Consider the following 13,637-nt stretch of genomic DNA (forward strand, 5'->3'; position numbering starts at 1 on the left):
TGAAACATGTCTTACGAAAATCATCAGGCGTTAACCGGCTTAACGCTGGGTAAATCGACCGATTACCGCGATACCTACGATGCAAGCCTGCTGCAGGGTGTTCCGCGCAGCCTGAACCGCGATCCTCTGGGATTGCACGCGGACGCGCTGCCGTTCGTGGGCGGCGATATCTGGACGCTGTATGAAATCTCCTGGCTCAACGCGCGCGGCCTGCCGCAAGTGGCGGTCGGACACGTTGAGCTGGATTACGCCAGCCAGAATCTGGTGGAATCCAAGAGCTTTAAGCTCTATCTCAACAGTTTCAACCAGACCAAATTTAATCACTGGGATGAGGTTCAGCAGACGCTGGAACGCGATTTAACCGCCTGTGCTCAGGGTCATGTCAGCGTTTCGCTATATCGCCTGCACGAACTGGAAGGGCAGCCGATCGCCCACTTCAACGGAACCTGCATTGACGATCAGGATATCGAGGTGGAGAATTATGAATTCAGCGCCGATTACCTCGAAAACGCGGCGAGCGGCAAGGTGGTTGAAGAGACGCTGGTCAGCCATCTGCTGAAATCCAACTGTCTGATTACCCACCAGCCGGACTGGGGTTCGGTGCAGATCCAGTATCGCGGCCCGAAAATCGATCGCGAAAAGCTGCTGCGCTATCTGGTGTCGTTCCGCCATCACAACGAATTCCACGAGCAGTGCGTGGAGCGAATCTTTAGTGATATCCAGCGTTTCTGCCAGCCAGAGAAGTTGAGCGTTTACGCGCGCTATACCCGACGTGGTGGGCTGGACATTAACCCGTGGCGCACCAACACTGATTTTGTGCCAGCGACGGGTCGCCTGGTACGTCAATAATATAAATTTTTTCACAATATGCGGGCGGTATTCCGCCCGAAGTGTTGTGAAACCTCACACGCCAGGGCTATTGTAATCAAAGGGAATGACGATATTCGTCCCATAAGGAGCTCACTTGATTACACATATTAGCCCGCTTGGCTCAATGGATATGTTGTCGCAGCTGGAAGTGGACATGCTTAAACGCACGGCCAGCAGCGATTTGTATCAATTGTTTCGTAACTGTTCACTTGCCGTACTGAACTCCGGAAGCCTGACAGATAACAGTAAAGAACTGCTGTCCCGCTTCGAAAGCTTTGATATCAACGTGCTGCGCCGCGAGCGCGGCGTGAAACTGGAAGTGATCAACCCGCCAGAAGAGGCCTTTGTTGACGGGCGTATCATTCGTTCCCTTCAGGCCAACCTGTTTGCCGTACTGCGTGACATCCTGTTTGTTAACGGGCAGATCCACAACGCAGGCCGTTTCCAGCATCTCGATCTGGAAAGCTCGGTCCATATTACCAACCTGGTATTCTCTATTCTGCGCAACGCACGTGCCCTGCACGTTGGCGAAGCCCCGAACATGGTGGTCTGCTGGGGCGGTCACTCGATTAACGAAACCGAATATCTCTATGCCCGCCGGGTAGGAACGCAGCTTGGCCTGCGTGAGCTGAATATCTGTACCGGCTGTGGTCCTGGGGCAATGGAAGCGCCAATGAAAGGTGCCGCGGTGGGTCATGCGCAGCAGCGTTACAAAGAGGGTCGGTTTATCGGCATGACCGAGCCGTCAATCATTGCCGCTGAGCCGCCTAACCCACTGGTGAACGAGCTGATTATCATGCCGGATATCGAGAAACGCCTGGAGGCGTTTGTCCGTATCGCGCACGGTATTATCATCTTCCCGGGCGGCGTGGGCACGGCGGAAGAGCTGCTCTATCTGCTGGGTATTCTGATGAACCCGGCCAACAAAGATCAGGTTCTGCCGCTGATCCTGACCGGGCCAAAAGAGAGCGCAGACTACTTCCGCGTGCTGGACGAGTTTATCGTGCATACGCTGGGAGAAACCGCGCGTCGTCACTACCGCATCATCATCGATGACGCGGCGGAAGTGGCGCGTCAGATGAAAAAAGCGATGCCGCTGGTGAAAGAGAATCGTCGTGATACCGGCGATGCTTACAGCTTCAACTGGTCAATTCGTATTGCGCCCGATCTGCAGATCCCGTTTGAGCCTACCCATGAAAATATGGCGAACCTCAAACTCTACCCGGACCAGCCGGTGGAAGTGCTGGCTGCCGATCTGCGTCGCGCCTTCTCCGGGATTGTCGCGGGGAACGTGAAAGAGATGGGCATTCGCGCGATTGAGCAGTATGGTCCGTACAAGATCCACGGTGACCGGGAGATGATGCGTCGCATGGATGACATGCTTCAGGGCTTTGTGGCCCAACACCGTATGAAGTTGCCGGGCTCAGCCTATATTCCGTGCTACGAAATCTGCACGTAACGGTTGGTCTGTTGTCGTTAAAGCCGGGACGCCCTGTTGTGCGTCCCGGCTTTTTTATTACCGAATCAATTCATAGATATCACTTATGTCTTTAACAAACTCGCCGCAAACGCAAACGATTACCTCGCATTAGCAACCGCAAATTATCAGCCTTAATCTAAATTACCCGCCAGAAAATCCTAAAAAGCCATTTCTTTACAGCAAAAGACACCTATCTCGCGGGCCGCCCTTTTAGCTTACATGTCGTTGGTGATAGCCTGCGCGCGCGTAAATTCTCTTTGATGTTTTTTTAACAGATAAATGGTCTAAAGATGCCCACTTCATAAGTGGATTATTGCATTTGGGATCAGGATCACTGATAGATTCATAACGAGAATGTATCTTTCCGCCCGCCAATAGTTACGGGCGAAAATTATTAAAAAACCGTCACTGAACGAATTTCATATTACCGTCAGGCACTTTTTCATCGGATTTGACTAGAAACCTGACAATTTGCTTCCTCCAGGAGATATAGATGGAAACCACTCAAACCAGCACCGTTGCTTCGATTGAATCCCGAAGTGGTTGGCGCAAAACGGATACCATGTGGATGCTTGGCCTTTACGGCACAGCAATCGGCGCTGGTGTACTGTTTCTTCCTATCAACGCAGGCGTCGGCGGTCTGATTCCGCTGATCATCATGGCCATCATCGCCTTCCCGATGACCTACTTCGCACACCGCGGTCTGACCCGCTTCGTGCTGTCCGGTAAAAACCCGGGCGAAGACATCACTGAAGTTGTTGAAGAACACTTCGGCGTGGGTGCAGGTAAACTGATTACCCTGCTCTACTTCTTCGCGATTTATCCCATCCTGCTGGTTTACAGCGTGGCCATCACCAACACCGTTGAAAGCTTCATGTTGCACCAGCTGCACATGACGCCACCACCGCGTGCCATCCTGTCTCTGATCCTGATTGTCGGCATGATGACCATCGTGCGCTTCGGTGAGCAGATGATTGTGAAAGCCATGAGCGTGCTGGTATTCCCGTTTGTCGCTGCACTGATGCTGCTGGCCTGCTACCTGATCCCACAGTGGAACGGTGCCGCACTGGAAACGCTGTCCCTGAGCAGCGCGTCTGCAACCGGTAACGGCCTGCTGATGACCCTGTGGCTGGCAATCCCGGTCATGGTCTTCTCCTTCAACCACTCCCCGATCATCTCCTCTTTCGCGGTGGCGAAACGTGAAGAGTACGGTAATGGCGCTGAGAAGAAGTGCTCCAGCATCCTGGCTCGCGCTCACATCATGATGGTGCTGACCGTGATGTTCTTCGTCTTCAGCTGCGTACTGAGCCTCTCCCCGGCAGACCTGGCGGCAGCGAAAGATCAGAACATCTCTATTCTGTCTTACCTGGCGAACCACTTTAACGCACCGCTGATTGCGTGGATGGCACCGATCATCGCGATGATCGCCATCACCAAATCCTTCCTGGGCCACTACCTGGGCGCACGCGAAGGCTTCAACGGTATGGTGATTAAATCTCTGCGTGGTAAAGGCAAGAGCATTGAAATCAGCAAGCTGAATAAAATCACTGCGCTGTTCATGCTGCTCACCACCTGGGCGGTAGCGACCCTGAACCCAAGCATCCTGGGTATGATTGAAACGCTGGGTGGCCCGGTCATCGCGATGATTCTGTTCCTGATGCCGATGTATGCGATTCAGAAAGTGCCAGCCATGCGTAAGTACAGCGGCCATGTGAGTAATGTCTTCGTGGTTATCATGGGTCTTATCGCTATCTCTGCGATCTTCTACTCCCTGTACACCATGTTCTGATTGTCACCCGCGCCGTCTTCGGACGGCGCACTCCTCCCTCTCTGACTGAAAGCAATGGACGCATCATGATTAGCGTATTCGATATCTTCAAAATCGGTATTGGTCCTTCCAGCTCTCACACCGTCGGACCAATGAAAGCCGGTAAGCAGTTCACGGACGACTTGATTGCACGCGGCATCTTGCACGACGTTACCCGCGTGGTTGTCGATGTTTACGGTTCTCTTTCTCTGACCGGGAAAGGCCACCATACCGATATCGCCATTATCATGGGCCTGGCGGGGAACCTGCCGGATACCGTTGATATTGATGCGATCCCTGGCTTCATCCAGGATGTGAACACCCACGGTCGTTTGCTGCTGGCGAACGGTGAGCATGAGGTTGAATTCCCGGTTGACCATTGCATGAATTTCCATGCGGACAACCTGTCGCTGCACGAAAACGGCATGCGCATTACCGCGTTGGCCGGCGACAAAGCGGTTTACAGCCAGACGTATTACTCTATCGGCGGCGGTTTTATCGTCGACGAAGACCACTTTGGTCAAACCAGTACCTCTTCTGTTGAAGTGCCGTATCCGTACAAAACGGCGGCGGATCTTCAGCGTCATTGCCAGGAAACGGGGCTTTCCCTCTCTGGCCTGATGATGAAAAACGAGCTGGCCCTTCACAGCAAAGAGGAACTCGAGCAGCACTTCACCAGCGTCTGGGAAGTGATGCGCGGCGGTATTGAGCGCGGGATCACTACCGAAGGCGTTCTGCCTGGCAAGCTTCGCGTACCGCGTCGTGCGGCGGCGCTGCGCCGTATGCTGGTGAGCACCGACAAGACGACTACCGACCCCATGGCCGTCGTGGACTGGATTAACATGTTCGCCCTGGCGGTGAATGAAGAGAACGCCGCAGGGGGCCGCGTGGTCACCGCGCCGACCAACGGCGCATGCGGTATCGTTCCGGCTGTGCTGGCGTACTACGACAAGTTTATCCGTGAGGTCAACGCCAACTCTCTGGCGCGCTACCTGCTGGTCGCCAGCGCGATTGGTTCTCTGTATAAGATGAACGCGTCGATTTCCGGTGCGGAAGTGGGCTGCCAGGGTGAAGTCGGCGTGGCCTGCTCCATGGCGGCGGCGGGTCTGGCTGAACTGTTGGGCGCGAGCCCGGCTCAGGTGTGCATTGCGGCGGAAATCGGCATGGAGCATAACCTGGGTCTGACCTGTGACCCGGTTGCCGGGCAGGTACAGGTACCGTGCATCGAGCGTAACGCGATCGCCTCCGTGAAGGCGGTGAACGCGGCACGTATGGCCCTGCGCCGCACCAGCGAACCGCGCGTCTGTCTCGATAAAGTTATCGAAACCATGTACGAAACCGGCAAAGATATGAACGCCAAATACCGCGAAACCTCTCGCGGCGGCCTGGCGATGAAGATCGTGACCTGCGATTAAACCTCTCAGGAAGCCTCGTTTTGCGAGGCTTCTTCCTGTTTTCCCTCACGCTATTCGTTTCAACCCGCTGACAGTGATACCCTTTACCCATTAGCTTTAAGGGAGATTATCTGTGGCTGTTCATTTACTTATCGTCGACGCGCTCAACCTGATTCGCCGTATCCATGCGGTACAGGGCACGCCCTGTAAGGACACTTGCCTGCACGCGCTGGAGCAGCTTATTCGCCATAGCGAACCTACCCATGCAGTGGCAGTGTTTGATGACGAAGCGCGGAACAGCGGCTGGCGACACCAGCGTCTCCCTGACTACAAGGCCGGACGCGCGCCGATGCCGGACGACCTGCATGCCGAAATGCCCGTTATTCGCGCGGCCTTTGAACAACGCGGCGTTCCCTGCTGGGGCGCACACGGCAACGAAGCGGACGATCTGGCCGCGACGCTTGCGGTCAAGGTAGCGAGTGCCGGACATCAGGCCACTATCGTTTCAACGGACAAAGGCTACTGCCAGCTTCTCTCTCCCACCATCCGCATCCGCGATTACTTCCAGAAACGCTGGCTGGACGCGCCATTTATTGCCAGCGAGTTTGGCGTCTCACCAGAACAACTGCCTGACTACTGGGGACTGGCGGGGATAAGCAGCTCGAAGGTACCGGGTGTCGCGGGCATCGGGCCGAAGAGCGCCGCCCAGCTGCTGACAGATTTTCAGAGTCTGGAGGGGATATACGCCAGGCTGGATGACGTGCCGGAAAAATGGCGTAAAAAGCTGGAGGCGCACAAAGAGATGGCGTTTATCTGTCGGGATGTGGCGACGTTACAGACGGATTTACAGCTGGACGGGAATTTGCAGCAGTTGCGGTTAGAGCGTTAAACGGTTCACGGTTTTGTTGGCCCGGCAAGCACAGCGCCACCGGGCAAAACAAAGCGCGCGCTATCGCTCGTCGCGACGCCCGCCTACGGCCGCCCACCAGCGACGAATATGTACCGTCACCTCTTCGCGATCGTGATACAGCTGACGCGCCTGGATCTCCACGTTAATACCGTGCTCATCCAGTTGCGCCTGGATGTAGGCCAGGTTCTGAGAGACCTCCTCGTAGCGCTTTTTCATCGGCAGCTTAAGGTTGAAAATGGTCTCGCGGCACCAGCCGTTCACCAGCCAGGAGGCCATCAGCGCGGCCACTTTTGCTGGCTTCTCAACCATGTCGCACACCATCCAGGAGATGTTGTTACGGGTCGGACGATAGCGGAAACCGTCTTCACGCAGCCAGGTTACCTGCCCGGTGTCCATCAGGCTTTGCGCCATTGGGCCGTTATCGACAGACGATACCCACATATTGCGTTTCACCAGCTGATAGGTCCAGCCGCCCGGGCACGCGCCAAGATCGACGGCATACATACCGTTAGCCAGACGCTCGTCCCACTCATCGGCCGGGATAAAGACGTGGAAGGCCTCTTCCAGCTTCAGGGTTGAGCGGCTCGGTGCATCCGACGGGAACTTCAGACGCGGGATCCCCATATAGAATGGCGAATTATTGTTGGTATACGAATAGCCGGCATAACAACAGCCCGGAGCGATAAAGAAGATGTGTACTACCGGACGCTTCGGCGTTTCGTAGTTCGTTAGCACGCCCGCATCACGCAGCGCCGCGCGTAGCGGCACGGTAAATTTGCGGCAGAATTTCATCAGCTCTTTACTTTCGTTAGTATCCGCCACTTCCACGCGCAGATCGCCGCCCTTCTCCACTACGCCCTGCAGCATGCCGACAATTGGCGTGATGCGGTCTTCCGGGGGAAGGTCTTTCAACAGCTCACCCGCCACAAACATCTGACGAGCGAAGATCAACGAGCTAAACGGCAGTTCGCGCGCCAGCTTATCCGCATCTTCGGGCTGATAGCATTCAAAGACCACATAGCCCGCATTCTCTTTCACGCGGGCAAAGCCGAAGACGTCGCGCTTCGCCGCTTTATCGGTAATTTCCGCGGCGCACTCTTTCTCAAACCCCGGGCGACAATATAAAACAACTTTATTCATGAACAACGCCCTTGCGTTTCAGACGGATAGCTCCGATAAACATTAATACCCACCCCACCAGGAAGCTGACGCCGCCGACGGGTGTAACAAACGCCCACAGGCGCAGATGTGAAAGTGCCAGACAGTAGAGGCTGCCGCTGAACAGCACAGTACCCAGCGCCAGAAAAACGCTGCTCCAGTAAAACCAGATGCTGATCCGACGCTGCATCGCCACCGCCAGTCCGAAAATAGCCAGCGTATGGAACGCCTGGTATTCAAGGCCGGTCTGGATCCAGCCCATCTCGACAGCACCCAACGACTTGCTCAATACATGTGCGCCAAAGGCGCCCAGTGCAACAAAAATAAAGCCACTCACCGCGGCAAAAATAAGCATGAATCGGCTGGTCATGTTTAAGTCCTGAATTAATGCGTGCCCGGCACACAAACGTTATTGTTCATACCTGAAGCGGAATTTCTCTTGCTCGCTTGCCGCCTTTGCCAGTATCCACTGCCGGAAGGCGGCTATTTTACCCAGTTCTGCCTGACTGTCATGACAAACCAGATAAAATGCATTTTTGCTGACCAGTACGTCATTAAATGGGCAAACCAGACGGCCTGCCTCAATTTCGGACTGCGCCATCACGTTGTTAGCCAACGCCACGCCCTGCCCGTGAATGGCAGCCTGTAGCACCATCGCACTGTGGCTAAAAATGGGCCCCTGCTGCACGTTTATATGACTTAGACCTAATTGACGGGTATACGTTTGCCAGTCGCGGCGAGAGGCATCATGTAAAAGCGTATGCTGCGCCAGGTCAGCGGGGGTCTTCAGCGCTTTGTCGCCCGTTAACAGCAGAGGCGAGCAGACCGGCAGCAGATATTCTGCGTATAATTTCTCGACACGCAAGCCCGGCCAGTTACCTCGACCGTAAAAAATGGCGACATCCACATCATCGGCCAGCTTGTCTTCCTGACGATCCACCGCCTGGATTCGAACGTCGATCCCCGGATAAGCTGAGTTAAAGCTTGAGAGTCTTGGCACCAGCCACTGAATGGCAAAACTGGGCAATAAACTGACAGTCAGGGCACCTTTTGCACTGCGGGCCTGCAGCTTGCGCGTGGCTTCCGTGAGCTGGGAAAAAATCTCTTTAATATCCTGAAAATAGCTCTGCCCCTCTTCAGTCAACAGCAATGAACGATTGCGTCGACGAAATAGCTTAAGGCCCAGGAAATCCTCCAGAGACTTGATTTGGTGACTTACTGCGGCCTGTGTCACAAAAAGCTCATCTGCCGCACGGGTGAAGCTGAGGTGACGTGCTGCTGCATCAAAAACGCGTAATGCATTAAGGGGTGGCAATCGCTTTGACATGGTTATCTGGCTTAGATGTTAACTGAATTTAACAAATAGGAAACAACGTTTAACCTATTAGTTTTTTTTATCTGAGCCATTATAATTTGTCCGTTGAGGAACTACCAGCAAATACCTATAGTGGCGGCACTTCCTGAGCCGGAACGAAGAGCTTTTTTCGGAATGCGTGTTCTGAAGGGCTTTTGGCTTACGGTTGTGATGTTGTGTTGTTGTGTTTGCAATTGGTCTGCGATTCAGACCACGGTAGCAACGCTACCAATTTTTCACTTCCTGTACATTTACCCTGTCTGTCCATAGTGATTAATGTAGCACCGCCAACTTGCGGTGCTTTTTTTTCGCCTGCGATCGGTTAATGCTCGATCTCTTTCATCTCTTTCACGTCCGTGCGGTTGATCTGCTGCTTGTTCCCGTTCGCATCTTTATACGAAATCATCCCGGTATCGTTATCGGTTGTCGGTTTCCCTTCCGAAACGATGGAACGACCATCGTTGGTATGCATCACGTAGTTGTTACCAGAACAGGCGCTCAGGGCAAAAGTAAACGCACAGGCAGAAATGATTGCAGCTGTCTTATTCATGATTATTCTCCTTTAGCAATTAATGCTATTCAAACCTCGATTTATAACAGGCTAAAACATCCGCCTAACACTATTTAGCATAACCTGCTTTTACGAGGTCGCCAGGATAAGCAGACGAATCTGATAGATATCAACCTCCTTGCCCTGCCGCTGAAATTGCGCGACGATCGCGTTATTGATATGAGGAGTCCCATGAACGCTTTCAGTCCTGCGCAGTTTCGCGCACAGTTTCCGGCGCTGGCCGATGCCGGTGTTTACCTTGATAGCGCCGCCACCGCTTTGAAGCCCCAGGCGGTGATTGACGCGACGCAGCAGTTCTACAGCCTGAGCGCCGGGAACGTGCATCGCAGTCAGTTTGCCGAAGCGCAGCGCTTAACCGCGCGCTACGAAGCCGCACGCGATCAGGTTGCACGCCTGATCAATGCTGAAAGCGGAAAAAGTATCGTCTGGACGCGCGGCACGACCGAAGCCATTAATATGGTGGCTCAGTGCTATGCCCGCCCACGGCTGCAGGCAGGAGATGAAATCATCGTCAGCGAGGCGGAACACCACGCTAACCTGGTGCCGTGGCTGATGGTGGCCGAGCAAACGGGGGCGCAGATTGTCAAACTTCCGTTGGGTGCAGACTTCCTGCCTGATGTGGCACGTTTGCCCGAGCTGATTACCCCACGCAGCCGCATCCTGGCGTTGGGGCAGATGTCCAACGTCACCGGTGGCTGCCCGGATCTGGCCCGCGCTATTGAGATTGCCCATGCCAGCGGTATGGTGGTGATGGTCGACGGGGCGCAGGGGGTAGTGCATTTCCCGGCTGATGTGCAGGCGCTTGATATCGACTTCTATGCCTTCTCCGGACATAAGCTCTACGGGCCAACCGGCATTGGCGCACTCTACGGCAAGCCGGAACGGCTGACGCAAATGACGCCGTGGCTCGGGGGCGGCAAAATGATTACCGAGGTGACATTCGACGGCTTCAAAACGCAGGATGTACCTTATCGTCTGGAAGCCGGTACGCCAAACGTGGCGGGCGTGATTGGCTTAAGCGCTGCGCTGGAGTGGCTGACTGAAACAGACATTGTTCAGGCGGAGAGCTGGAGCCGCGGCCTGGCGACGCTGGCAGAAGAAGAACTTAAAAAACGCCCCGGTTTCCGCTCGTTCCGCGTACAAGACTCGAGCCTGCTCGCCTTTGATTTCGCAGGCGTTCATCATAGCGACATGGTGACGCTGCTGGCCGGGTACGGCATTGCCCTGCGGGCAGGACAGCACTGCGCCCAGCCGCTTCTGGCAGCGCTCGGCGTGAGCGGCACCCTGCGCGCCTCGTTTGCGCCGTATAATACTCAAAGCGATGTCGAGGCACTGATTAGCGCCGTTGACCGCGCCCTTGAAATACTGGTGGATTAATGACTCAAGCAGCGTTAGCCGGACATCCGTTCGGCACGGTCATCACAGAAGAGACCTTAAAACAGACCTTCGCTCCCCTCACGCAGTGGGAGGACAAATATCGTCAGCTGATCCTGCTGGGCAAGCAGCTCCCCACGCTTTCAGACGATCTTAAAGCGCAGGCGAAAGAGATCGCTGGCTGCGAGAACCGCGTCTGGCTCGGGTTTAGCGTATCCGGGGAGAAGCTTCACTTCTTCGGCGACAGCGAAGGCCGTATCGTGCGCGGGCTGCTGGCGGTTCTGTTAACCGCGGTGGAAGGGAAAAGCGCGGCAGAATTGTTAGCACATTCGCCGCTAATGTTCTTCGATGAGCTCGGGCTGCGCGCGCAGCTCAGCGCCTCACGCGGTCAGGGTCTGATCGCGCTCAGCGACGCGGTACTGGACGCAGCACGTCAGGCTCAGGCCTGACGTTCCGCCTTCGCCATCATCTTTTTCAGGGCGTGAGAAACCGCCACAAAGCCAAAGGAAGCGGTTACCATGGTGGCCGCCCCAAACCCTGAGGCGCAATCCATACGTTTGGGTCCTTCCGCCGTACTTTTCATTGCGCAGACCGACCCGTCCGCCTGGGGATAGACCAGCGCTTCGGTCGAGAACACGCAATCAACGCCCAGCTTGCCTTTGCTGCTCTTCACCACGTTAAAGTCGCTTTTCAGGCGTTCACGCAGCTTTGCCGCCAGCGGATCCTGAATGGTTTTCGCCAGGTCGGCGACCTGGATTTGCGTCGGATCGATTTGCCCGCCCGCGCCGCCCGTCGTGACCAGTGGCACCTTGTAGCGACGGCAGTAGGCGATCAGCGCCGCTTTGGGACGCACGCTGTCGATAGCGTCAATCACATAGCTATAGCCTTTGCTCATGTACTCCGCGACGTTATCTGCCGTGACAAAGTCGTCGATCACCGTCACGCGACATTCCGGATTAATGAGACGAATGCGTTCCGCCATCACTTCAGACTTTGCCAGGCCGACGTTATCACGAAGGGCATGGATTTGACGGTTGGTATTGGTGACGCAAACGTCATCCATATCAATCAGCGTGATTGCGCCAATACCGGTTCTCGCCAGCGCCTCTGCCGCCCACGACCCCACACCACCGATGCCCACGACGCAGACATGCGCATCCGCAAACAGCTGCAGGGCTTTTTCACCATAGAGACGTGCCGTGCCGCCAAAACGCTGACGCCAGGCATCGCTGATTACCACAGACATAAAACCTCAGATGTAAAAAGGGTGAGGTTCTTCCTCACCCTGAACAAGTAATCCGTATTGCGCTCAGAATACCACAATCAACCGCTGAATACGTTTCCGGTACCCGGTGCGGCCTTCAGCACCCACACGCGTCCGTAATGGTTATACCAGCCCGCACGGTGGCCAGCATCCGGACCAATGCCCTGATAAATATCGAAGTGCTGGCCTTTAATCGCCCCGCCCACATCCAGCGCCACCATCAGACGCAGCTCATACTGACCGTTGAATTTACCGTTGTTGTCCAGCAGCGGGACTTCCGCCAGCAGCGTGGTACCCGCAGGAATAATAGAACGATCCGATGCCACCGACGCACGGCCAATCAGCGGAACGGCACTCGCCCCCTTCACCGGTGCGAAGTTTTGCGGTTTAAAGAAGACGAACGACGGGTTCTGCTCCAGCAGTTCACGCACCTCGGCTTCACTGTGCTTTTCACCCCACTCGCGGATCGCCTGCATCGACATATCTTCCTTCTTCACTTCACCGCGGTCGATCAGCACCTTACCAATACTGCGATAGGCGTGGCCGTTTTTACCGGAATAGCTGAAGAAGTTAAGCGGCGAACCGTCACCAAAATCGATGTAGCCACTGCCCTGAACGTCCATGATGAAGTTATCCATCAGGGAGTTGCTGTAAGCCAGAACGTAGTTTTCGCTCAGCGCACCCGCGTAGATCTCTGCACGAGAAGGCAGACGACCGCGTTTTGGCGGCATACGGTAGATAGGATACTGGAACTCACCCTGGCGCGTGTGTCGCGCCTGAATCACGGGCGTGTAATACCCTGTGAACTGGACGTTACCGTAGTTATCCGCCCCTTCCATCTGCCAGGCGTCAATACCAAACTGGCGCATGTTGCGCGTATCACCGCCTGCTTTCAGCCAGTCCTGGACGGCGTTGTACACGCTACTCTGAGTGCCATACAGACGCGGCGACGCATTGCGGATCTGGTAAACCTGCTCGGAGAAATCGCCGGCGTTGATCGGAGCACCGACAGCATCAGGCTGATTAACTAAAGAGAAAGGCTGGGATAACTTCCCGTCTTTATACTGTTGACCGCGATCGGTCGGTTTGGAAGAGCAGGCCGCAAGAATCGCTACCATTGCGCCTGCCATCAGATACTTCGCCCAACGTCCTTTCATTATATCTCGTCTTTAAGTTGCCCATTTCCGCGTGATGAAGATAACAAACCGCCAGGGCTAATGAAATGCGTTCGCATGCCCTTTGGCAAATTTTGCGCAAAAAATAGTCCATACAGCGCCATGTCGTTCAATTTGCATACAAAATCATGATTTATGTAAAAAAGGGGTTGCATCACAAACCTATCCGAGTATAGTGCGCATCCACGGACGCGGGGTGGAGCAGCCTGGTAGCTCGTCGGGCTCATAACCCGAAGGTCGTCGGTTCAAATCCGGCCCCCGCAACCAATTAAAATTTGAT

13 protein-coding genes and 1 tRNA gene are annotated in these 13,637 nt (G+C 54.9%); 8 read left to right on the forward strand and 6 right to left on the reverse strand.

The window, feature by feature from the left end:
• Positions 1-6 precede the first annotated feature (6 nt).
• The 5 genes from queF to xni all read left to right on the forward strand — a co-directional run bounded on the left by queF (position 7) and on the right by xni (position 6,440).
• Positions 7-849, forward strand: a complete 843-nt coding sequence (gene queF / locus L383_RS10180) for an NADPH-dependent 7-cyano-7-deazaguanine reductase QueF (protein ID WP_023331208.1) — start codon at positions 7-9, stop codon at positions 847-849.
• Between the two features lie 115 nt (positions 850-964).
• Positions 965-2,329 carry a nucleotide 5'-monophosphate nucleosidase PpnN gene (gene ppnN, locus L383_RS10175; protein WP_014885060.1) on the forward strand — a complete coding sequence of 455 codons (1,365 nt, stop codon included), beginning with the start codon at positions 965-967 and terminating at the stop codon, positions 2,327-2,329.
• 514 nt (positions 2,330-2,843) lie between these two features.
• Complete coding sequence (locus L383_RS10170; protein ID WP_014885061.1) at positions 2,844-4,139, forward strand: HAAAP family serine/threonine permease; 1,296 nt, start codon at positions 2,844-2,846, stop codon at positions 4,137-4,139.
• 65 nt (positions 4,140-4,204) lie between these two features.
• Positions 4,205-5,572, forward strand: a complete 1,368-nt coding sequence (gene sdaB, locus L383_RS10165; protein ID WP_014885062.1) for an L-serine ammonia-lyase II — start codon at positions 4,205-4,207, stop codon at positions 5,570-5,572.
• Positions 5,573-5,684: 112 nt separating this feature from the next.
• The gene (gene xni / locus L383_RS10160) at positions 5,685-6,440 is read left to right on the forward strand and encodes a flap endonuclease Xni (RefSeq protein WP_023331209.1); all 756 of its coding nucleotides are present in this window, start codon (positions 5,685-5,687) and stop codon (positions 6,438-6,440) included.
• A 60-nt stretch (positions 6,441-6,500) separates the two neighbouring features.
• Here xni and rlmM read toward each other — a convergent pair whose 3' ends face one another.
• The 4 genes from rlmM to L383_RS10140 all read right to left on the reverse strand — a co-directional run bounded on the left by rlmM (position 6,501) and on the right by L383_RS10140 (position 9,523).
• Positions 6,501-7,601 carry a 23S rRNA (cytidine(2498)-2'-O)-methyltransferase RlmM gene (gene rlmM, locus L383_RS10155; RefSeq protein WP_014885064.1) on the reverse strand — a complete coding sequence of 367 codons (1,101 nt, stop codon included), beginning with the start codon at positions 7,599-7,601 and terminating at the stop codon, positions 6,501-6,503.
• Positions 7,594-7,989 (reverse strand): DUF423 domain-containing protein, encoded by a 396-nt coding sequence (locus tag L383_RS10150; RefSeq protein ID WP_014885065.1) that lies wholly within the window; start codon positions 7,987-7,989, stop codon positions 7,594-7,596. The genes rlmM and L383_RS10150 overlap by 8 nt, the downstream gene beginning before the upstream one ends.
• Positions 7,990-8,028: 39 nt before the next feature.
• Complete coding sequence (gcvA, locus tag L383_RS10145; protein WP_014885066.1) at positions 8,029-8,946, reverse strand: glycine cleavage system transcriptional regulator GcvA; 918 nt, start codon at positions 8,944-8,946, stop codon at positions 8,029-8,031.
• A gap of 349 nt (positions 8,947-9,295) precedes the next feature.
• The gene (locus L383_RS10140; RefSeq protein ID WP_008499648.1) at positions 9,296-9,523 is read right to left on the reverse strand and encodes a YgdI/YgdR family lipoprotein; all 228 of its coding nucleotides are present in this window, start codon (positions 9,521-9,523) and stop codon (positions 9,296-9,298) included.
• Positions 9,524-9,715: 192 nt separating this feature from the next.
• Here L383_RS10140 and csdA point away from each other — a divergent pair, with 192 nt between their 5' ends.
• Positions 9,716-10,921 (forward strand): cysteine desulfurase CsdA, encoded by a 1,206-nt coding sequence (gene csdA, locus L383_RS10135; RefSeq protein ID WP_014885067.1) that lies wholly within the window; start codon positions 9,716-9,718, stop codon positions 10,919-10,921.
• Positions 10,921-11,367 (forward strand): cysteine desulfurase sulfur acceptor subunit CsdE, encoded by a 447-nt coding sequence (csdE, locus tag L383_RS10130; protein WP_014885068.1) that lies wholly within the window; start codon positions 10,921-10,923, stop codon positions 11,365-11,367. The genes csdA and csdE overlap by 1 nt, the downstream gene beginning before the upstream one ends.
• On the opposite strand, the gene tcdA is transcribed toward csdE, so the two are convergent.
• Both tcdA and mltA read right to left on the reverse strand, forming a co-directional pair.
• Positions 11,358-12,164 carry a tRNA cyclic N6-threonylcarbamoyladenosine(37) synthase TcdA gene (gene tcdA / locus L383_RS10125; RefSeq protein ID WP_023331210.1) on the reverse strand — a complete coding sequence of 269 codons (807 nt, stop codon included), beginning with the start codon at positions 12,162-12,164 and terminating at the stop codon, positions 11,358-11,360. The genes csdE and tcdA overlap by 10 nt on opposite strands.
• A 77-nt stretch (positions 12,165-12,241) precedes the next feature.
• Positions 12,242-13,339 (reverse strand): murein transglycosylase A, encoded by a 1,098-nt coding sequence (mltA, locus tag L383_RS10120; RefSeq protein ID WP_014885070.1) that lies wholly within the window; start codon positions 13,337-13,339, stop codon positions 12,242-12,244.
• 208 nt (positions 13,340-13,547) lie between these two features.
• On the opposite strand from mltA, the gene L383_RS10115 reads away from it, so the two are divergent.
• A tRNA-Met gene (locus L383_RS10115) sits at positions 13,548-13,624 on the forward strand.
• Positions 13,625-13,637: the final 13 nt, after the last annotated feature.

The sequence above is a fragment of the Enterobacter sp. MGH 37 genome, from assembly GCF_000534515.1.
Taxonomy (GTDB): Bacteria; Pseudomonadota; Gammaproteobacteria; order Enterobacterales; family Enterobacteriaceae; genus Enterobacter; species Enterobacter kobei.